Raw genomic sequence first — 19,940 nt, 5'->3', positions numbered from 1 at the left:
TTAAAGAAATAAAATTATTGTTTTCCCATATAGGGTGTATATTTATAAATTTTGATTTTACAAAACGTGTTCCCGCTATATATGCTAAAATAATAGATAGTATACATAGTAAGGAGTAATCAAAATGAAAAACTGGCAGCACAAAGTACAATATTATGAAACGGATCAGATGGGAATCGTACATCACTCTAATTCCATTCGCTGGTTCGAAGAGGCAAGAACCTGGATGATGGATGAGATGCAGTTCGGATACGAAAAAATGGAGGCATTGAATATTCTGGTGCCTGTTCTGGAAGCTTCAGCAAAATACAATAGTATGGTAAAGTTCGGAGAAACTGTTGAGATTTTTACACGAATCAGTCAGTTCACTGGGGTGAAGATGGTCATTGAGTATGAAATCAGAGATGCAGTCAGCGGAGAGTTGAGAACAACCGGACAGACAAAACATGCTTTCTTAAATAAAGAAACGTATAGACCGATTTCTTTAAAAAGAAGCCATAAAGAAATTTATGACCTGTTCTATGCAATGCTGGATCAATAAATTTTGACCAGTAATGTGTAATGAAAGGAAGGGACAGAGTGGAGCTGATTTTTATTGTGGGGCCGCAGGCAGTGGGAAAGATGACAGTAGGAAAAGAACTGGAGCAGCGGATAGATGCCAAGTTATTGTTTAACCATGAGACATTAGATATCTTTGCCCGCTTTCTTGGTTACACTAAAGAGACATTCAGACTATCCGACTGGATGCGCAGAGAACTGTTTAAAGCTTTTGTAGAAAATGAAGAAACCAATCAGACAAAAAGGATCATCTTTACTTTGATGGTAGGATTTGATCTGGATAGCGATATAGACTACATACAGGAAGTTACAGATCTATTTGTCCATCATGGCGGAAAAGTTTATTTTGTAGAGCTGGAAGCAGATGTAGAAGAAAGACTGATTAGAAACAAGTCAGCCTTAAGACTGCAGGAGAAGCCATCTAAAAGAAACCTGGCATTTTCAGAGCATGAGTTGCTGACATCTATGAAAAAGCATCGGTTGAATTCTGACCCTTATGAAGTAGAAACAAAACTGAATCACCTCAACTATCTTAGAATCAACAATACAGCCTTGTCGCCGGATGAAGTGGCTGAAAGGATTCAAAGATGGATTGATTAAATTGAAATAATCATTAAAAAACAGCCGACCTATTTTAACAATAGGCCGGCTGTTTTAATAATCCGTTTATTATTCTTTGACTTTCAATTCATCCAGCTGAGTAACGATTGCATCTTCGCCAACATCTGCTTGAAGCAGCGAAGCGGCTGTATACGCACTCTCGATAAATGCAGTATCAAATAGACGGACTTCCTTATCAGTGGATTCCATCGCCATTTCAAGATTCATTTTTGCACTGCCCAGATCATAAAATGCCCATACTTTATCTTCTTCAAAAGCATCCATTGCTTCTTGGATACGCTCATAGTCTGTTCCGACTTCGCCGTCTCCGGTACCGCCGACTGGCACAATGGTTACATCTTTTGCGACTTGATCTAATAAAGTAGATAAGCCGTTTGCAATATTATTAACGTGAGAAACGACTAACATTCCAATTTCTTTACCCATTTAAAACACCCGCTTCCAATAAACTTTCAAATAGATAAGCACTAGACTGTGCTCCTGGATCAATATGTCCCACTGAACGGTCGCCTAGGTAAGACGCTCTTCCTTTAGTAGCTTTCATATCTTTTGTTTTTTCAAGGCTGTCCTGAATGACTTCTTGCGTCAAGCCGCCATTTTTCAGAGCTTCTACAACAGGGATCCATTCATCGACCATTGTTTTTTCGCCGGCCTCAGCTTTACCGCGTTTTTGAATGCCTTCCAGTCCTGCTTCGATCAAGGAAGCAGCATCGTCGGATTCTTTAGCAGCTTTTGCCATTGAGATGAAAGCTGATCCGTAAAGCGGTCCTGAAGCACCGCCGACTTTACTGACCAGTGTCATGCCGACATCTTTGAAAAAGTCAGAAAGGTTGTCGTACTCTGCATCTGAGACTTTTTCTTTTACAGCTGCCGCGCCACGCGTCAAATTGCTTCCGTGATCGCCGTCACCAATATCAGAATCCAGTTTGTTCAACTGTTCCTTGTTTTCAGTTACTTTTTCTCCGAATAGTTCAATCCATTTTTTTAAGCTTGCGATTTCAACCATACGATTCTTCCTTCCTAAAATAATTTACCAGCCGATAACGTTTGTCGGTGCGTTTAAATAGTCGATCCATTTCGAATCTTCGCATTTCAGTAGAGTGAGTGATACACCTTCCATATCGATCGCTGTCATGTAGTCACCGACTTTTCTGAATGGCAAGTCCAAGCCTTCTTCATCTTGAAGCAGCTTTTTGACGTCATTCATAAATACAAATTGTTCCATCAATGGCGTTGCACCCATACCGTTTACTAATACAGCATAATGGTCTCCGGCAGACCAGTTGCACTCTTTCTTCAACTGTTTAACCAGCTCTGCTGCCAGGTCTTTTGATGGCTGCAGTTTTTCTCTACGGTAACCAGGCTCTCCGTGAATTCCGATGCCGAATTCGATTTCATCCTCAGCCAATTCAAATCCCGGGTTGCCGACTTCTGGGTTAGTTGCAGGATTTAAAGCTAATCCGATTGAATAAAGGTTAGGGACGACTTTGTCTGCCAATTCTTTGATCTCTTTTAAAGACGCGCCTTCTTCTGCGGCTGCTCCAAGAATTTTGTGTGTCAACACGGTTCCTGCAACACCACGTTTTCCAGCAGTAAATGTACTATCTTCAACAGCAATATCATCATCAACGACGACTGATTCTACTTCAATGTCTTCCAATTCAGCTAAGTCTTTAGCCATATCGAAATTCAAGACATCACCTGTATAGTTCTTGATGACTAAAAAGACGCCTTCTCCTTCGTCGGCAGCTTTGATACCTTCTAAGACTTGGTCTGGTGTTGGAGAAGTGAAGACTTGCCCAGCTACTGCTGCAGACAACATCCCTTGACCTACAAAGCCTGCGTGTGCCGGCTCATGACCGCTTCCGCCTCCGCTGACTAATCCTACTTTTCCATTCTTCTCGTGTCTTCGATGGATCACCGTTGTTTCGGGGATACGTTCCACAAGTGAATCATAAGCAAAAACCAGACCATCCAGCATTTCGTCTACTGTTTTGTCCGGGTTATTGATGATTTTTTTCATTGTCATTTGTACATCCTCCTTCTTCATGATCACTTTCATTGTAAATTATTTTATTCGCGAGTTCTAATGATACGGTGTGGTAAAAAAAGAATTTGTTATACTATAAATGTGAAATCCAGACGTCAGTTGACTTGCTGGAAAGTATGATATGATGAAATGTAAATAAGCAGGTAGTGAATAACTACCCAGCTGCCTGAAATACCCTAATACAGTTTAAAGGAGAAAGATTTATTGAAAACATTAATTCTGATTTCCCATCCAAACCTTGAAGAATCAAGCAGCCAGCAGTTTCTCGTACAGTCTCTGCCTGAGTCAACAGAGATTACTGTCCATTACCTAGAAGGAGCTTACCCAGACGGACAAATTGATATCAAGAAAGAACAGGAACTATTGAAACAGCATGACCGGATTTTATTTCAGTTTCCTTTTTACTGGTATTCTTCGCCGCCATTATTGAAACACTGGCAAGATGAAGTACTGGAGGAGCATTTTGCATTTGGTTACCGCGGAAACAAGCTGCGGGGAAAAGAGTTTGGTCTGATTTTAGTCATTGGTGTCGGAGAAAAAGAATATCAGACCGGCGGACAGGAAGGCTACAGCATCAGTGAGCTGACAAAGCCTTTTCAAGCGATGGCTAACAAAACGGGTATGACTTACCTGAAGCCGTTATCCATATTCCAGTTTCCTTATATGACTGAAGAGGAGAAAATGCAGTTGCTGATTCAATATCAGCAATGGTTGATGATCGATCGTCCGGACTCTTTGAAAGCCAGAGAGCAGTGGCTGATCCAAGAGTTGGAAAATACAGATCAGCAGTTGATTGAAGCAGACAGCAGCGCATTTATTTTAGATGAAGCTATTGAGATGATTGAGGATAATCGTCTAGAACTGGATGAACTGAGGATGCATATTGATAACGACCACCAATAGTAACGAGTAAAGGAATGGTAGTATGGAAGACAAGCAATGGATGCTTGCGCAGCTGACAGATTTATTTCACAAGAGTCGTGATTACAAGCAGAAAGCTTTACTGATGGCTGCAAAAGAGCTGATTGAAGAACAAGAAAAGCGAAAAGAGCAACTGCAGGGTGAACTGGACGGTACCCTATGGAATCCAGGCAACTGGAATGGATAGTTCATGAATTCCGGTTTATATAAACTTCAATTTGATTACAAACGCTAAATATTTCCGAAAAATCAGTCTTAAGTCCGTATTTTTTTCGATCCCTATTTGATACGATAAATGCATAAGAAAAAGAGAGGAACAGAAAATGAAAAAGAAAAATGTAAGTTGGATGGGGTTACTGATGGGGATCTGGCTAATTGTTGGAGGACAAACAGCTAGTGCAGAAGGCAATACGATGTCGCTGCTGGAATATGATGTTCAGCTGCATGAAGATGGTTCGGGTACCGTGACAGAACATCGGGAAATGACGATGACTGACGGAACAGAACTCTATATCGAAATGGACAATCTTCAAGGTTCTGAGGTTACGGATTTTTATGTGGAGGGCTATACAGAAAATCCGAACTGGAACAGTGATGAGAGTCGAGAAACAAAGGCAGGAGAATATGGCGTCATTGAAACAGATAACGGTGTGGAACTTGTCTGGGGATTTGGAGAGTATGGAGAAAAAGAATTTGAACTGACGTATACGGTGACCAATATGGTACGTCAACTGGAAGACGGGCAGGCATTGAACTGGGATTTCAACACGTATGGGGATATTCCGCCTGAAACGATGAATATCATTGTTAATGGACCAGAGAATTTTAATTCAGAGACGACTTCAATCTGGGGATTCGGCTATGAAGGCACGGTCGAACTGGAAAACGGTCATTTGGTTTCTACGTCTCAGCAGCCATTAGAATCTGAAAGTCCGTTAGTCATCTTAATGCAGTTTACAAATGCACCCTTTTCAAATTTAATGCAAAATGACCAAACACTGGCAGAACAGCTGGAGACCTCGCAGGATGGTGCTTCCTATAATGAAAGTGACGGAATCAGCGGCGGCATATTGGCACTGATCATCGGCAGTTTAATCGGGTTGCCTGTACTGGTTATATTATTTTTTGTCTGGATAGAGTCCCGTAAAAAAGCGGCGGGCAAAATGGAGATGGGTGTAGCAAGAAAACGGCGAAATAAAGGACAGTTTTATACTGATATTCCTTACAGAGAAGGCGAATTCTCTGATATCGCCTACTTCCTGCAGCAACTGCAGCACGGAACCTTTGAAGACTACTTTTTTGCGTATTTGCTGAAATGGTCGAAAGAAGAACGCATCAATATAACGACAGTGGAAAAAGACGGGTGGATGGATAAGGAAGAGACGGTGATTCAACTGCTGGAAAGGCATAATCTGCTGTTCAGTGCGTCTGATTCATTGAGAACCAGCATGTTTTCTCAGTCATTTGATTCTCGAAAAAACCAAGCCAGTCTTTCTGATGTAAAACCGCAGACGTTAGAAGAAGAAATCTGGAGTATCCTTGAAGAAATAGCAGACTTAAGCGGTAAGGTAACAGAAAGTGAAATGAAAAAATGGTCTAAGAAGAATGCTAAGTCGTTAAGCCAACTAGCTTCTGAAATAAAAGATGACTCAAAAGCGATTCTGGAAGAAAGAGGGTATATCAAGCAAGATTCAGTAAAGGTTCTTGGAATGACCATGCCGTTTGTCTCGGCCCTCCCACAAGGAGACCGGTTGTTTGACCGTATTGTCCAATTTGAAAACCATCTGGATGAACTGGAATCTGACGAGTCACTTGCCTACCGACAAGGATTGCCGGAAGCTGATTACATTATTTGGGCGACCTTATATGGAAAAGGCTCTGATTTAGTCGAACGTCTGGAAGAACTCTATCCTGAACAATGGGATGAATGGGTCGTTCAGTACCCTTATTTCTATGGCGGTTTTTATAGATATTCTGTGTTCTCACAAAGCATGACTGCTGGTATGGCCAGCGGCGGGTACGGAGCAGCTGGTGGTGCAGGCGGTGCTACGTCCATCGGAGGCGGTGGCGGAGCGATTGGCGGCGGCGGAGGCGGCGCACGCTGATTTGCAGAGACTGAATAGAGGAAAAACAGAAAAGGAAGATCAGCCGTTCATAAAACGGCTGATCTTTTTGAACGTTATAGAGGTAAATACAGAAATTTGCGTGAATGAAAGGATGTTGATTGGGAAGTTTCTGCCGGAGTGGTAAACTTGTCGTATATTGATAAAGAAAGTGAATGATGGAAGAGATGAATGATAAAAAATATCTCGAGTTATTAAAAGAAACCTTTCAGACACCAGAAGCAGTGATAACTGAATTGATCAATTTAGAAGCCATTCAGAATTTGCCTAAAGGAACAGAACTATATCTATCTGATGTTCATGGTGCAGATGCCGCTTTTGAACATATATTAAGAACAGGTGCCGGAAACGTCCGTGAAAAAATCGGTAATTATTTCGAAGAGAATTGGACCGCTGAAGAAATGGATCGTTTCGGACTGCTGATCAGCTATCCAGTCTATGCGTTAAATGACAAAACGTTCCTTCCTGAAAAAACGACAGAATGGTACGTCGATACAATCATTGACCTGGTTGACTTCATGAGTTTCTGTGCGGTTAAGTATACACGTTCCAAGCTGAGAAAAGCTTTACCAAAAGAATACACTTATGTCATTGAAGAACTGCTGTATACGGATTTATCTCAAAAAGAGAAAGACCTCTATTACCGAAATATCCTGCACCGATTGGTCAGTTTAGGTCAAGCTGAGCAGTTTATCATAGATCTGTGTACCGTTATTCAGAGACTGGTGATTGATCATCTGCATCTAGTCGGAGACATTTTCGACCGTGCAAGCGGAGAAGCCAAAATTATGGAACGCCTGATCGAACATCACTCAGTAGATGTCCAGTGGGGCAATCATGATATTTTGTGGATGGGTGCAATGTTTGGGTCGAAAGCCAATTTGCTGACGCTGCTGCGAGTTGCTGCACGGTATGGCTATCTTTTTGAACTGGAAACAACGTACGGATTAAATCTGCGTCCCTTATTTTTATATGCTGAATCCAACTACGACTTTAATGAAGCTTTTCGTCCGAAAGTATCCAGCCAGTCCAGTATCTTCAAGCAGGAAAGCGAAGTACTGTTATCGAAAGCACATCAGGCATTGGCTATTCTACAATTCAAGCTTGAAGGTCAGATTATCAAGCGCAGACCTGATTTTGAAATGGACCATCGTTTATTACTAGAACAAATAGACCACGCAAATAAGGCGGTGACGATCGAAGGAAAAGCTTATCCGCTTAAAGATTTCCCTTATAAGATGATTGATGAAACAGATCCGTTGAAACTGACGGATGAAGAATCCCATATTTTAAATACATTGATGGAAAGTTTCCAGAAGTCCGAAAAGTTGAATCGCTATATGGATTTTTTGATGAAAAAAGGCAGTATGTATCTGATTTATAATGACCAGCTGCTTTATCATGGATGTATTCCGCTGACAGATGAAGGAGAGCTGATGTCTTTTTCTTTTGAAGGCAAGGAAGCAAACGGAAAACAGATGCTGGATAAATATGACCAGTATATTCGTCAGGCAGCAAGGAATCCACATGAAACAGAGGATTATGCAACTGACTTATTATGGTATGCTTGGACAGGTCCGATTTCTCCATTATTCGGACGAGAAAAAATGACCACTTTTGAGCGCTACTATATTGATGATGAAGCAACCCACGCAGAAAATCGGAATGCCTATTTTGAATTAAGACAAAACAAAACGGTTATGAAAAATATTCTAAAAGACTTTGAACTGAATGCGGATGAATCAAAGGTCATCAACGGTCATACTCCCGTCAAAGCTAAAAAAGGAGAAGATCCGGTCAAAGCAGAAGGGCGATTGATTGTGATTGACGGCGGTATGAGCGAAGCGTATCAGAAGTCGACTGGGATAGCCGGGTATTCGCTGCTGAACAATTCCTATGGATTTCTGATCGTAACCCACCAACCGTTTGACTCTGTCGAAAATCTGTTTGAACAGCAGCATGATGACACTTCACTAAAAGAAATTATTGATGACAAACTAGAAAGAAAACTGATCAAAGATACGACGATCGGTGTCTCGATTCAAGATCAGATTGATGATCTGCAAGATCTCTTGATGTATATCAACAAAGAGTCTAACCGAAAAAATTAAGCATAATGAGTTCTGCTGGAAAACGATGATAAAACTGGTATCCTGACTGAATGATAAATAGATGGATGCCAGTTTTTATGCTTTACTTTAACAAAGTTAAACTTTAATATAATAATATTAAAAATAATACTTAAGATAACTGCATTTTTCTATAAGGAGGTAAGATAGATGAATCCGGTTCCTCAATGGATCACATCTTTAGATGAAGAAGATTTAAAGTTTATCAAGCGGTTTTTACTTGCTTCAGGATCCCTAAAGCAAATTGCTGAAGAGTATGGCGTTACTTATCCGACTGTACGACTCAGACTGGATCGTCTGATTCAGAAAGTCAAAATCAATGAAGAATCGCAGGATGATTCGTATATTACTACTATCAAGCAGCTGGCCTTGGAAGAGAAAATCAGTTTCCAAACAGCAAAAGTCCTCATCACGGAGTATCGAAAAACGAAAGGAGAATCAGCATAATGGCTATCGTCAGTGTTATCATCGCATTATTTATATCCATCATTGTAATAGGGGGCGTCTGCTTATTGCAGATCGTGCTATCTAAAACTGAAAGTAAATTTCCAGGTCTAATATTACCTATCATCAGTTTCGGCTTCTCACTGATCATGCTGGTCGGGATAATCAGCTTCTATAGTTATGAAACGACGTCTTATACCACAGAGAGCAGTGAAATAGAAAGCAGCGAAGCGTTCATAGAGGAAAGTAAAGAAGAGGATAGTGAAGAAATCGTAGAAATGGAAGAAGGCGTATCCATCTTTGGATCAGAGGAAGAAGCGGAATCTGCCGTTGTAGGAAACCCCCTTTTGACGTCAATACTATTATTCGTTTTATTTAATATTCCAACAGTGATTTTGATTCTGATCTATATTGCCACTAGAAAACGAGTAGATAAAAACAGACAAATCGATCAAACACGAATACAAGATTTGTAAATAAAATTGGAATGGTTTTTTGTCTATCTGAATCATGGTTAGGTTGTTGAGTCAGTGTACTAGGTAGAGTATACTGATGTTAAGAAAACGCTAACTATTTGGAGGGCATTATGACAAAAAAACAAGCCATTTTATCGAAACTGAAAGACAACTATTTATTTGCCGTGATTAGAGGGAATTCATCAGATGAAGCGACGAATATTTCTGAGGCTGTCTATAAAGGCGGCATTAAGAATATTGAGGTGACCTTTACGACACCTCAGGCAGATGATTCGATCAAGTCCCTTGCGAAAAAATATGAGGGAACAGATATGGTTATCGGTGCAGGAACCGTTATGGATGGAACGACGGCGCGTATTGCCATTATTGCAGGAGCGGAGTTTATCGTCAGTCCGAACTTTGTACCGGAAATCGCAAAAGTCTGTAATACTTATGCAATCCCATATTTACCAGGGTGCGCAACTGTAACAGAAATCACCGCTGCCATGGAAACAGGCGTGGAAGTAGTGAAAGTATTCCCTGGCGGAATTCTGGGACCTTCATTTATCAAAAATGTACACGGGCCGATTCCACAAGTTGAAATGATGCCATCTGGCGGCGTCAGCTTGGACAATATGCACGAATGGGTCAAAAACGGCGCTTGGGCTGTGGGGATCGGAAGTGCGCTGACAAAAGAGTTGAAAACAGCCGGGTTTGAAAGTGTAACAGAAACTGCCGAGCAGTTCGTCAATAAATACAAGGAACTGGCTTAAGGGGGTGCAGAAAATGACAGATGTACTTCTATTAGGAGAACCGATGGGATTATTCGCAGCGGTGGAATACGGGACACTGGAAGAAGCTGAGACCTTTAAAAGATCCGTAGCTGGAGCAGAATTGAATGTAGGGATTGGTCTGTCAAGACTAGGACATCAAGTCGAATATGCCACGAAGCTGGGGGAAGATCCTATAGGGGCATTCATTAAACAGAAAATTCAATCAGAAAAGATCGGGACTCAATTCATTACATTCAGCGCAAAGCACAATACTGGATTAATGCTGAAGAATCGCGTGAAAGATGCTGATCCGGTGACGGCTTACTACCGTCAAGGCAGTGCTTTTTCAACATTTGCATTAGAGGATGCCGCACAGATCGAGTTTGACGGAATCAAAGTGTTTCACGTAACAGGCATACCGGCTGCTCTGAATGAAACGGTTAGAGAAGCCGTGAAACAGCTTATGGTCAGAGCGAAGAAAGCGGGTACCTTTATTACATTTGATCCTAACCTGCGCCCGGCATTATGGGAAAGTACTGCTGAAATGGTGGAAGTATTAAACGAACTGGCACAGTATGCTGATGTAGTGCTGCCCGGCATCGCAGAAGGTGAAGTCCTGACCGGTTCAGATGATCCTGAAGCCATCGCAGCGTTTTACCTGAAGCAAGGGGCTGATGCAGTGATCACGAAAAACGGTGGTCACGGAGCACTCGTATCAGAACGAGGTAAAGAGACTGTACAGGTGCCGGGCTTTAAAGTAGATCAGATTGTGGATACTGTTGGAGCTGGAGATGGGTTCGCAGTAGGCGTGCTTCATGGATATTTAAAGGGAATGACTTGGGCCGAAGCAGCTGTTCAAGCTAACGCAATCGGCGCCCTGCAAGTGCAGCATGCCGGCGACAACGAAGGATTGCCGACAAACAGCGAGCTTGCTGACTTTATTCAACATTCTTTATAAATAAAGAGGTTCCGTACTGTCGAAATGACAGCTCGGAACCTCTTTTAAATGGTTGATACAGTTAGTTGTCTATTATAGGTTTTATGAACGTGCTTTTGCAGGTGCAGGTTGTCCGTTCTCATTCGGTACAAGTGCATAGGCAATAGCGAAGGAAACCCCAAAAGAAATGATCATACCTAAAATTATGAATATGAAATACTCCCCGATGTAAGCCGGTAAACTGAAAACACTAGATAAAATATATCCATAGATTCTAACACCGAAGAAACTGATAAACGCTGAGGCAACTGAACTCCCGACAGTTGCTGCAATAAAGGCTTTTGCATTTTTTGTCAGCACTCCGAATAAAGCCGGTTCTGTAATACCTAAGAAACCGGAAACAACTGCAGAAAGAGCAATACTCTTCTCTTCTTTTGTATTGACTTTCAGATACATAGCAGCTGTAGCACCAGTAATCGCAATATTTGCCATAAACATCATCGGCATCAGCATATCGTAACCCTGGTTCGCAAAATTTTGAAGAGCGATAGGCGTCATTGCATGGTGAAGACCTGTAAATACTGCGATTGGACGAATACCTCCAACGACAATTCCAGCTAGAATTGGAGAAACGCTAAACAACCATTCAACACCAGCTGCTAACCAGTTACCCAGATAAATTCCCGCTGGCCCGATAACAACCAACGTTAGAATTCCTGCAACAAATAAGGACAGTGTCGGTGTAAAGACAGTTCTTAAGACTTCTGGTAAAACTTTATCAATAAAGCGGTGAATGTGGCTCAGTGCCCATACAGCAATAATGATAGGGATGACGGTACCCGCATAGCTAAAGACAGGGACTGGCAAAAATCCGAATAGATTGAATTGATCAATGACACCTTCAGCAACAGCATTTGTCATGGCAGGTACTTGCAGACTAGCTGCAATAGCAATGGCAAGATATTGGTTGGTCTTGAAGATCCGCGCGGCAGAAGCAGCTACAAAGAAGGGTAGGAAAGTGAAAACCCCTTTAGCAATCATATCAATGACAATATATGTGTGAGATTCGTTACTAATAATATCTAAAGCACTTAGTCCTGACATCAGCCCCATAATCATTCCGGCACCGGCGATTGCAGGTACGATAGGACCGAAAACGCCTGATACAATATCCATAAAGGTAGAAATAATGCCTTTGCGTTCTTCTGGTTCATCTGCCGGTGTTGCAGAGGATGTGTCCATTCCCAATTCCGAAGCGACTGTTTCATAGTACTCATTGACATTTGTTCCAATGACAATCTGCAGCTGCTCGTTTTTATGATTCGTTCCTACAACAGCTTTTTCTTTCATCAGTGCATCATGATCGACTATAGAATAATCTTTCAATTTAAAGCGCAGTCTGGTCATACAATGCCAGACATTCTGAATGTTATCAGCGCCTCCTACGTTTTGAATGATGCGTTGTGCGACATCTTGATGTTTCATAACTCTCTTCCTTTCCCGATTGTTGTGTCCGTTTACAATTAGAATCATAACAAATAATAGAATGCTCGTAAACCAGTCCTAAAATTGTATAAAAAACTAGAAAAAGCTATTAAATAAAGGTTAATCATGGTTTTTATTTAAAATTGGATTGGTATTATAGTGTGTATATGTCGTTTATCAGTCCAAATTGACAGCGCTCTATTCTTCATGTTCTAATACTATTAGGTCACATATTCGGGACGAGAGGAAGTAGAGAAGTGAATCCTACAATTATTACTAATATCAAAAGTTATGGTATCAAACCAGACAGGCACAATCTAGTCGTCGTTAAAGTGGAAACCGATAAAGGAGTTGCAGGATATGGGTGTGCGACATTCCAGTTTCGACCTAAAGCGGTTCAGTCAATTGTTGAAGACTATTTGAAACCATTACTGATTGGAAAGGACGCCAATGAGATTGAAGACCTTTGGCAATTAATGTATGTCAATGCTTACTGGCGCAACGGTCCTGTTATAAATAACGCTATTTCAGGGATCGATATGGCGTTATGGGACATTAAAGGGAAACTGGCAGATATGCCTTTATATCAATTATTTGGGGGAAGAGCCAGAACAGCGATTGCAGCTTATACTCATGCGGTTGCCGACAATATGGAAGACTTGACTGACCAGATCGATGGTTATTTGGCGGAAGGATATCGTTATATCAGATGTCAGTTAGGCTTCTACGGCGGTCCGGCTGAGAGTATCCAGGCACCTGCTCATGCAATTGAAGGCAGTTACTTTGATCAGCAGCAATATATGGATACAACACTCAAGATGTTTAAAGAAGTTTATGAAAAATACGGACCTCAGTTCCAGATGCTGCATGATGTTCATGAACGACTGACTCCTAATCAAGCCGTTCAGTTTGCAAAAAAAGCTGAACCTTACAACTTATATTTTTTAGAAGATGTACTCCCACCGGATCAGACAGAATGGCTGAGTCAGATCAGAAGTCAGACGGCAACACCAATTGCAATTGGCGAGTTATTCAATAATCCTATGGAGTGGAAATCCATCATTGCAAATCACCAGTTGGACTATCTGCGTGTTCATGTTTCTCAAATTGGAGGGATCACACCAGCGCTTAAGTTAGCACATTTATGTGATGCTTTCGGTGTAAAAGTAGCGTGGCACACACCTTCAGATATTTCTCCTGTGGGATTAGCAGTTAATACGCATCTGAATATTCACTTGCATAACGCTGCTATCCAAGAAAATATCGACTTGAAAGAAAACACAAAACAGTTATTCAACCATGCACCTGTACCGGAAAAAGGGTACTTTTACCCAATAGATCGTCCAGGAATCGGTGTGGAATTTGACGAAGAACGAGCAGAAGACTTCCCAGTCGTTTATCGTCCGCACGAATGGACACAAAGTCGTCTGCCAGATGGAACACTGTTTACTCCATAAAGAATGATGAGTTGTCAGATATTGGTACGGCGAGCTTGATGACTTTTTTTGTCAAAAGGTGTGATATAAGTACAAGCATAATCAATCGCAGTCAGCTCGCTGTATTCATAAACTCGACCATCACTTAAAAGGCAGCGGTTTTCAATCTTCATTGCAGGTGTACTTCGCTTGCACATCAGCAGTTCAGCTTGCGCCTTTGATAAAGCGGTGGGGCTGTAACTGGTGATGTAGTGAGAAATGGTGTACTGCTTGCTTTGAACATATTCTTGTATAGACTGCTCAATGACGGATTCAGTTAAATCAGGGAAGAGAGAAACTGGCAGTTTGGAATGCTCAATCTGCTCAATTTTGTAATCGACAATCCGCACCCGCTCAAATGTCCAGATTTCTCCTGGCTGTTCGAGTTGAAAAATCTGCTCCTCTTCCGGAGTGGATTTTTTCTTTTTCAGAGAAATTAATCTGGAAGAGATACGTTCATAAGGGGTGCGTGTCAGTGTATTAAAAATCAGCGGATTCATCTGAAACTGTTTTTTAACATACATTCCTGATCCCTGCACCGTTTGAATAATTCCGATTTCTTCTAATGTTTTGACGGCTTCTTGGATCGTATATCTAGAAACCTGATAAGCTTCTGCCATAGCCCGCTGATTAGGCAGTTTCCCATCTTTAAATTGCTCCTGATAAATTTTACTTAATAAGTCTTGAATCACAAATTCTCTTTTTTTCATTCTGGCACCTCAATAAATATAGTAAATCATTCGTCTTATTCTCTTCTCTATCATAACAAATTGTAAAGGTTTGCCATATAGTAAATCATCATCAAATATCTAGCAACCATAGAATAGGCTATAACTTGACACTCTACTATGTGAATGCTATAACTAAGTTGAAAGTGATAATCATTCTCAATTAGATTAGAGAGGAGTGTCATTTGTGAAGGTCAAAGATATTACAATCATCGGCGGCGGTCCGGCAGGTCTATATGCCGCATTTTATGCAGGGATGCGAGACTTGTCTGTCCGAATCATTGAAACGAAGAAAACTTTGGGTGGTAAAGTACACTTTTATCCTGAAAAAATGATATGGGATGTTGGTGGAATTCCTGCTGCATTAGGAGCTGAGCTGATTGATCAAATGGTTGAGCAGGGAATGACGTTCAACCCTGAAGTCATACTGGGTCAGAAAGTCACTACGTTTACCCAAGTAGAACAGGGGGGATTCAAAGTTATCACTGCGGACGGACATCAATATTTTAGTAAGCGCATTATTATTGCAACTGGCGGTGGTTTATTTAATCCAAAGCGGCTGCCGTTAACCTATAATGCTCGCTTTGAAGAAACAAATCTGCATCATAGTGTTTACCGCAGAAGTCATTTTAGAAATAAAAAAGTCGTTATCGTAGGTGGTGGAAACACTGCTGTGGATTGGGCGAATGAGTTATTGGGTATCGCAAAGGAAATTCATCTGATTCATAGGAATGAATCGTTTAAAGCTTATGAAGCTGCAACTAGACAATTGGCTGCTTCAAGAGCAAAAATATATACACATACATTAGTCAAAGAATTAATCCCGAATATAACGGGCGACCGAGTACGAGCCATCAAAATGAGAAAAAGTAAATCAAATCAAGACGAACACTTGGAATTGGATGAATTGATTGTCAATATCGGATTCGATAATGAATTGAACTTTCACCATGATCCTAAACTGAGGTTCAATTTGAAAGAAGACTATTACATTGAAGGAACAGCTAAAGCAGAGACAGCCGTCGAAGGCGTCTATGCGATCGGCGACATTTTAGATTTTGACGGAAAAGTCCGGTTGATTGCAGGTGCTTATAGCGATGCCGCTAATGCTGTTAATCAAATCAAGCGTTCTCTGGATCCAAAAGCAGCTGAAAAGGCGCAAGTATCCTCGCATAATCATCGATTTAATCAAAAAAATGAAGAAAAAAGAAGTCGTTTATTCGAAGAGTAAGCATGTATAAACCGTTGAGCTCAACTAAGAGAAGGAAACACTATGGAGCAAATTCGAAAGAGACAACTGAATAAAAAAGAAACCAAAAAGCGGATTCTCCAGAGATTTAAATCCAAGTCAGCACTGACCTATTTTTTAATTGTACTAGTCCTTTTATTCGGTACGATGTTTGTTTCCATCTCCTATGGTGCAGCGGAGATTACGTGGTCAGTCATCCTGGAAGCGTTGCTGAATTTTGATGAAACACGGACACAACATTTGATTCTGTATGATTTGAGATTTCCACGAGTTGCTGCTGCAGCTTTGGTAGGTGCTTTTCTGGCTGTTTCTGGTGTTATTATGCAGGGGCTGACACGCAATCCGCTGGCTTCCCCTTCAATTATGGGGGTAAGCTCAGGAGCAGGATTCATGGTGGCTGTGGCATTTGCATTGTTTCCGGGAACGAGTCAACTGGGACTGGTGTTCTGGGCATTTACTGGAGCGGGAATTGGCGCAGCTATGGTCTTTTCTATAGGATTGCTGTCTAATCGGGGGCTCACCCCTGTCAAACTGGCCTTAGCCGGCGCAGCTGTAAGTGCTCTGCTGCAATCGGCATCCACTATGCTGGCGCTGTACTTTAATGTATCAAGAGATATCAGCTTCTGGTATGCCGGGGGAGTTGCTGGGATTTCTGCTCAGCATGTTCATTTAGCAGCAGTCACTGCGCTGATCGGGTTAACCGCAGCCGTACTGCTTTCCCGTTCACTGACTCTGATGAGCCTGGGTGATGAGGTAGCGAAAGGGCTGGGTCAAAGAACAACACTGGTTAAAGCGATCGGTATCTTAGTCGTCCTGTTGCTGACAGGGACCGCTGTGTCAATTTCCGGAACGATCGGATTTATCGGTTTAGTCATTCCTCATGTGACTAAACGACTGATCGGAATGGATTACCGTTGGATCATCCCTTTTTCTGCTGTTTTCGGTGCTTGGCTATTAGTGCTGGCAGATATTGCAGCTCGAGCCGTTAATCCGCCCTATGAATTACCTGTGGGAGCCTTCACTGCACTGATTGGTGTACCGTTCTTTTTAACACTTGCCAGAAGAGATGGGAGAGGATGGAAATGAAAAAAATCCACTCTGCCAAACAGGTTTTTATTTTGACTGGAGTGTTAAGTTTACTGCTGATTGGAATGGGTGTGTTTAGTTTGACTACTGGGCATCTTTCGATCTCATGGAATGAAATCAGTGAAACCCTTTTAGGAGAAGGGAGCCGGCGCAATGAACTTCTATTAATGGAATTTCGCTTGCCGAGATTATTGATTGCTGTGTTAGTTGGCGTCGGTTTAGGAATAGCCGGTGCGTTGTTTCAAAGCGTTACACAAAATGAACTGGCAGATCCAGGAATTATCGGTATCAACTCAGGGGCAGGACTAGCCGTTGTTTTGTTTTTATATTTCACAGCAAGGTCCTCTGCCATTCCTCTGTTAGGGGCCATCAGTTTACCATTTGCAGCATTCGCAGGTGGTGCGATCGCTGCAGTCAGTATTTACATAGTAGCCTGGAAGAATGGGGTGACCCCTATTCGACTTGTACTTGTTGGAATCGGCATTAATGCCGGGTTCGCAGCGCTGCTGACAATGATCCAACTGCGAATGAGCGAGAGTGATTTCAATCAGGTGACAGTCTGGTTATCCGGATCAATCTGGAATGCTGATTGGACGGCAGTCTGGAGTACACTCCCCTGGATTGTAACGCTGACACCGCTGGCATTCTACAAATCTCGCACGCTGAATTTACTGCAGTTGGGAGATGAAATGGCAACAGGGCTGGGAATATCCGTTGAGATAGAACGGATAAAGCTGATCGCGATCGGAGTCGCATTAGCGGGTGCGTGTGTATCGGTAGCAGGCGGTATTTCCTTTTTAGGGTTAGGCGCTCCGCATATTGCCAGAAAACTGGTTGGAAGTCGACATCAGCGGTTTCTGCCAGTGACAGCTTGTATTGGAGCGATTATTCTGCTGATTTCCGATATGATCGCCAGGACCATTTTAGCCCCATCTGAACTTCCAGTAGGCCTCGTTGTTGCCATACTGGGAGCACCCTATTTTATTTACCTTCTGATCAACTCAGAAGATTAAACCAATTATAAATGGAGGATGTACAATGAAAAAACGATGGATAAGCAGTTTGATGTTAAGTGTTAGTATGTTGTTGGCAGCTTGCGGGAGTGAAACCACTGCACCAGAGCAATCAGAAGGCGATGGAGCGACGGATACGGCGGGAGAAACAGACTCAGAACAAACTAGCAATGAACCGCGAGTGCTGACAGATGGTCTGGGCAATGAAGTGGAAATTCCTGAGAATCCTGAACGAGTACTGGCTTCTTATCTCGAAGATTATCTGGTCGCTTTAGATGTGACGCCTGTTGCACAATGGTCAGTACAAAACGGTGAAAGTATCCAGGATTATTTACAAGAAGATCTGGCGGATATTCCGACGATACCACATGATCTTCCGTATGAATCTGTTTTGGAATATGAACCGGATCTCATGATTGTCAGAGATCCAATCGAACAGGAAATGCATGATCAGTATTCAGAAATTACACCTACTTATGTCCTGAACTCCAGTCCGACAGAATGGCGGGAAACGCTAAGCGAAATAGGTGAAGTCTTGGGAATGGAAGAACAGGCACAAACAGTACTGGATGACTACAATTCGAAAGCAGAAGAAAAAGCGGCAGAACTAGCAGATAGTGCATCTGAAGAGTCAGCGGCAGCCATCTGGATGGTAGACAGCAGTCTGTTTGTCGTGCATCCTGAACGGTCCAGCGGGGCAGTGCTATATGAAGATTTAGGGCTGGAAATCCCTGAAGTCGTTAACGAGCTTTCTGGCGATGCCGACTGGGCTGCAATCTCTCTTGAAGAATTAGCGCAAATGGATGTCGATCATCTGTTTTTTGTAAACAGCGACGGTGCAGATGCTGATCTATTCGAAGACCGTTTATGGCAAAATATCCCGGCTGTTCAACAAGAGCAAGTTTATGAGTTCGGACCGGAAACCTCCTGGTTATATTATGGACCAATTGCCAGCGAACAAGTCATGGATGATGTCGTCAGCAGTATCCAGGAGTAAATCATAATTATATAAAAAACAGGAGAAAGGAGCAGTGTCAATGGCAGAACTTGCAACAAATAATTTGACGATCGGATACGGTAAACAGGACGTCCTTTCAGAGTTGTCTTTGAGTATCCCGGAATCCAGTTTAACCTGTATCATTGGTCCAAATGGCTGCGGCAAATCAACTATGCTGAAAACCATTGCCCGGCTGTTAAAACCGGCCAGAGGCACTGCTACTTTAGATGGGAAGGTCATTCATCATGAATCAACTAAAACCATTGCCCGGCAGATTGCCATCTTAACGCAGTCACCGCAGACACCAGAAGATCTGACTGTGAAAGAGCTGGTTTCTTACGGCAGAGCTCCTTACTTAAAAGGGTTCGGACAGCTGCAGGCAAAAGACTGGGAACGAATCCACTGGGCGCTGGATCAGACACAATTGTTGAATCAGGCAGACCGGAAAGTCAGTGCACTGTCCGGCGGGCAGAAGCAGCGAGTCTGGATTGCTATGGCACTTGCTCAAGACACAGAAGTTTTACTATTGGATGAACCGACGACTTTTTTGGATATGGCACATCAACTGGAAGTTCTGCATGTTTTGGAAAAATTGAATCAAGAGCTGGGTCGCACGATCGTGATGGTTTTGCATGACTTGAATCACGCCGCTAAATTTGCAGATTATCTCATTGCTCTGCGAGATGGCAAGATTATTAAAACGGGTACGCCAGAGGAAGTAATGTGCCCTGACACGCTGAGAGAAGTGTTTGATATTGAAGCGAGTATCGTTACAGACCCTCAGACCGGTCGTCCTACATTGCTGAGTTATCAGCTGGCTGAACCGTGACAGTCACAATAATTGGTTAATTTCGATTTCTTTGTTAAAGTAAGTGTATCAAATTATTTTAATAAGG

At 42.2% G+C, this 19,940-nt stretch carries 20 protein-coding genes and 1 pseudogene; 16 read left to right on the top strand and 5 right to left on the bottom strand.

Features of this window, described 5'->3' with window-relative positions; all coding sequences use genetic code 11:
- Nucleotides 1-124: 124 nt before the first annotated feature.
- Both B6F02_RS09895 and B6F02_RS09890 read left to right on the top strand, forming a co-directional pair.
- A complete protein-coding gene (locus B6F02_RS09895; protein WP_080147177.1) occupies nucleotides 125-541 on the top strand; it encodes an acyl-CoA thioesterase in 417 nt (138 codons plus the stop codon).
- 38 nt (nucleotides 542-579) lie between these two features.
- Nucleotides 580-1,158: an AAA family ATPase gene (locus B6F02_RS09890; RefSeq protein ID WP_080147176.1), complete on the top strand. Its 579-nt coding sequence runs from the start codon at nucleotides 580-582 to the stop codon at nucleotides 1,156-1,158.
- A 69-nt stretch (nucleotides 1,159-1,227) separates the two neighbouring features.
- Here the strand turns inward: B6F02_RS09890 and dhaM are convergent, their stop codons facing one another.
- Genes dhaM through dhaK form a run of 3 tightly spaced genes read right to left on the bottom strand, consistent with a single transcriptional unit; the run spans nucleotide 1,228 to nucleotide 3,202 of the window.
- On the bottom strand, nucleotides 1,228-1,605 hold the full coding sequence (gene dhaM, locus B6F02_RS09885) for a dihydroxyacetone kinase phosphoryl donor subunit DhaM (RefSeq protein WP_080147175.1): 378 nt from the start codon (nucleotides 1,603-1,605) through the stop codon (nucleotides 1,228-1,230).
- A complete protein-coding gene (gene dhaL, locus B6F02_RS09880) occupies nucleotides 1,598-2,185 on the bottom strand; it encodes a dihydroxyacetone kinase subunit DhaL (RefSeq protein WP_080147174.1) in 588 nt (195 codons plus the stop codon). The genes dhaM and dhaL overlap by 8 nt, the downstream gene beginning before the upstream one ends.
- 24 nt (nucleotides 2,186-2,209) lie before the next feature.
- On the bottom strand, nucleotides 2,210-3,202 hold the full coding sequence (gene dhaK / locus B6F02_RS09875) for a dihydroxyacetone kinase subunit DhaK (RefSeq protein WP_080147425.1): 993 nt from the start codon (nucleotides 3,200-3,202) through the stop codon (nucleotides 2,210-2,212).
- 231 nt (nucleotides 3,203-3,433) lie between these two features.
- On the opposite strand from dhaK, the gene B6F02_RS09870 reads away from it, so the two are divergent.
- The 8 genes from B6F02_RS09870 (at nucleotide 3,434) to B6F02_RS09835 (ending at nucleotide 11,032) form a co-directional block, all read left to right on the top strand.
- Complete coding sequence (locus B6F02_RS09870; protein WP_080147173.1) at nucleotides 3,434-4,132, top strand: NAD(P)H-dependent oxidoreductase; 699 nt, start codon at nucleotides 3,434-3,436, stop codon at nucleotides 4,130-4,132.
- A 22-nt stretch (nucleotides 4,133-4,154) separates the two neighbouring features.
- A complete protein-coding gene (locus B6F02_RS09865; RefSeq protein WP_080147172.1) occupies nucleotides 4,155-4,337 on the top strand; it encodes a hypothetical protein in 183 nt (60 codons plus the stop codon).
- Nucleotides 4,338-4,473: 136 nt separating this feature from the next.
- Nucleotides 4,474-6,255, top strand: coding sequence for a DUF2207 domain-containing protein (locus B6F02_RS11035; protein WP_080147171.1), 1,782 nt, complete (start codon nucleotides 4,474-4,476; stop codon nucleotides 6,253-6,255).
- 185 nt (nucleotides 6,256-6,440) lie between these two features.
- The gene (locus B6F02_RS09855) at nucleotides 6,441-8,384 is read left to right on the top strand and encodes a fructose-1,6-bisphosphatase (protein WP_143745331.1); all 1,944 of its coding nucleotides are present in this window, start codon (nucleotides 6,441-6,443) and stop codon (nucleotides 8,382-8,384) included.
- Between the two features lie 168 nt (nucleotides 8,385-8,552).
- On the top strand, nucleotides 8,553-8,849 hold the full coding sequence (locus tag B6F02_RS09850) for a DUF2089 family protein (RefSeq protein ID WP_080147169.1): 297 nt from the start codon (nucleotides 8,553-8,555) through the stop codon (nucleotides 8,847-8,849).
- Nucleotides 8,849-9,322, top strand: coding sequence for a hypothetical protein (locus B6F02_RS09845; protein WP_080147168.1), 474 nt, complete (start codon nucleotides 8,849-8,851; stop codon nucleotides 9,320-9,322). Before B6F02_RS09850 ends, B6F02_RS09845 begins: the two co-directional genes overlap by 1 nt.
- A 110-nt stretch (nucleotides 9,323-9,432) precedes the next feature.
- A complete protein-coding gene (locus B6F02_RS09840) occupies nucleotides 9,433-10,074 on the top strand; it encodes a bifunctional 2-keto-4-hydroxyglutarate aldolase/2-keto-3-deoxy-6-phosphogluconate aldolase (protein ID WP_080147167.1) in 642 nt (213 codons plus the stop codon).
- Between the two features lie 13 nt (nucleotides 10,075-10,087).
- The gene (locus B6F02_RS09835; RefSeq protein ID WP_080147166.1) at nucleotides 10,088-11,032 is read left to right on the top strand and encodes a sugar kinase; all 945 of its coding nucleotides are present in this window, start codon (nucleotides 10,088-10,090) and stop codon (nucleotides 11,030-11,032) included.
- Between the two features lie 117 nt (nucleotides 11,033-11,149).
- Here B6F02_RS09835 and B6F02_RS09830 read toward each other — a convergent pair.
- Nucleotides 11,150-12,496, bottom strand: a pseudogene (locus B6F02_RS09830) (PTS transporter subunit EIIC); the annotation flags it as partial.
- A gap of 257 nt (nucleotides 12,497-12,753) precedes the next feature.
- Here B6F02_RS09830 and B6F02_RS09825 point away from each other — a divergent pair.
- Entirely contained in the window at nucleotides 12,754-13,953 is a 1,200-nt protein-coding gene (locus B6F02_RS09825; protein ID WP_080147164.1) for an enolase C-terminal domain-like protein, read from the top strand.
- Between the two features lie 14 nt (nucleotides 13,954-13,967).
- On the opposite strand, the gene B6F02_RS09820 is transcribed toward B6F02_RS09825, so the two are convergent.
- Complete coding sequence (locus tag B6F02_RS09820; RefSeq protein ID WP_080147163.1) at nucleotides 13,968-14,681, bottom strand: GntR family transcriptional regulator; 714 nt, start codon at nucleotides 14,679-14,681, stop codon at nucleotides 13,968-13,970.
- Nucleotides 14,682-14,886: 205 nt separating this feature from the next.
- Here B6F02_RS09820 and B6F02_RS09815 point away from each other — a divergent pair, with 205 nt between their 5' ends.
- From B6F02_RS09815 to B6F02_RS09795, 5 genes are read left to right on the top strand one after another with little or no spacing between them, the layout of a single operon-like run.
- The gene (locus B6F02_RS09815) at nucleotides 14,887-15,930 is read left to right on the top strand and encodes an NAD(P)/FAD-dependent oxidoreductase (RefSeq protein ID WP_179128570.1); all 1,044 of its coding nucleotides are present in this window, start codon (nucleotides 14,887-14,889) and stop codon (nucleotides 15,928-15,930) included.
- 42 nt (nucleotides 15,931-15,972) lie between these two features.
- Nucleotides 15,973-17,034, top strand: a complete 1,062-nt coding sequence (locus B6F02_RS09810) for a FecCD family ABC transporter permease (protein WP_080147161.1) — start codon at nucleotides 15,973-15,975, stop codon at nucleotides 17,032-17,034.
- Nucleotides 17,031-18,047: a FecCD family ABC transporter permease gene (locus tag B6F02_RS09805; protein WP_080147424.1), complete on the top strand. Its 1,017-nt coding sequence runs from the start codon at nucleotides 17,031-17,033 to the stop codon at nucleotides 18,045-18,047. The genes B6F02_RS09810 and B6F02_RS09805 overlap by 4 nt, the downstream gene beginning before the upstream one ends.
- Nucleotides 18,048-18,072: 25 nt before the next feature.
- Entirely contained in the window at nucleotides 18,073-19,044 is a 972-nt protein-coding gene (locus B6F02_RS09800) for an ABC transporter substrate-binding protein (protein ID WP_080147160.1), read from the top strand.
- A gap of 40 nt (nucleotides 19,045-19,084) precedes the next feature.
- Nucleotides 19,085-19,873, top strand: a complete 789-nt coding sequence (locus B6F02_RS09795) for an ABC transporter ATP-binding protein (protein ID WP_080147159.1) — start codon at nucleotides 19,085-19,087, stop codon at nucleotides 19,871-19,873.
- Nucleotides 19,874-19,940 lie beyond the last annotated feature (67 nt).

The sequence above is a fragment of the Marinilactibacillus piezotolerans genome (genome assembly GCF_900169305.1).
In the GTDB taxonomy this organism is placed as follows: Bacteria; Bacillota; Bacilli; order Lactobacillales; family Carnobacteriaceae_A; genus Marinilactibacillus; species Marinilactibacillus piezotolerans_A.
This window is presented reverse-complemented; position numbering and strand designations above follow the sequence as displayed.

Coding starts and splice junctions, on each gene's coding strand:
- B6F02_RS09895 (WP_080147177.1), top strand. CDS start 125: ATGAAAAACTGGCAGCACAAAGTACAATATTATGAAACGGATCAGATG.
- dhaM (WP_080147175.1), bottom strand. CDS start 1,605: ATGGGTAAAGAAATTGGAATGTTAGTCGTTTCTCACGTTAATAATATT.
- dhaL (WP_080147174.1), bottom strand. CDS start 2,185: ATGGTTGAAATCGCAAGCTTAAAAAAATGGATTGAACTATTCGGAGAA.
- dhaK (WP_080147425.1), bottom strand. CDS start 3,202: ATGAAAAAAATCATCAATAACCCGGACAAAACAGTAGACGAAATGCTG.
- B6F02_RS09865 (WP_080147172.1), top strand. CDS start 4,155: ATGGAAGACAAGCAATGGATGCTTGCGCAGCTGACAGATTTATTTCAC.
- B6F02_RS11035 (WP_080147171.1), top strand. CDS start 4,474: ATGAAAAAGAAAAATGTAAGTTGGATGGGGTTACTGATGGGGATCTGG.
- B6F02_RS09855 (WP_143745331.1), top strand. CDS start 6,441: ATGAATGATAAAAAATATCTCGAGTTATTAAAAGAAACCTTTCAGACA.
- B6F02_RS09850 (WP_080147169.1), top strand. CDS start 8,553: ATGAATCCGGTTCCTCAATGGATCACATCTTTAGATGAAGAAGATTTA.
- B6F02_RS09845 (WP_080147168.1), top strand. CDS start 8,849: ATGGCTATCGTCAGTGTTATCATCGCATTATTTATATCCATCATTGTA.
- B6F02_RS09840 (WP_080147167.1), top strand. CDS start 9,433: ATGACAAAAAAACAAGCCATTTTATCGAAACTGAAAGACAACTATTTA.
- B6F02_RS09835 (WP_080147166.1), top strand. CDS start 10,088: ATGACAGATGTACTTCTATTAGGAGAACCGATGGGATTATTCGCAGCG.
- B6F02_RS09820 (WP_080147163.1), bottom strand. CDS start 14,681: ATGAAAAAAAGAGAATTTGTGATTCAAGACTTATTAAGTAAAATTTAT.
- B6F02_RS09810 (WP_080147161.1), top strand. CDS start 15,973: ATGGAGCAAATTCGAAAGAGACAACTGAATAAAAAAGAAACCAAAAAG.
- B6F02_RS09805 (WP_080147424.1), top strand. CDS start 17,031: ATGAAAAAAATCCACTCTGCCAAACAGGTTTTTATTTTGACTGGAGTG.
- B6F02_RS09800 (WP_080147160.1), top strand. CDS start 18,073: ATGAAAAAACGATGGATAAGCAGTTTGATGTTAAGTGTTAGTATGTTG.
- B6F02_RS09795 (WP_080147159.1), top strand. CDS start 19,085: ATGGCAGAACTTGCAACAAATAATTTGACGATCGGATACGGTAAACAG.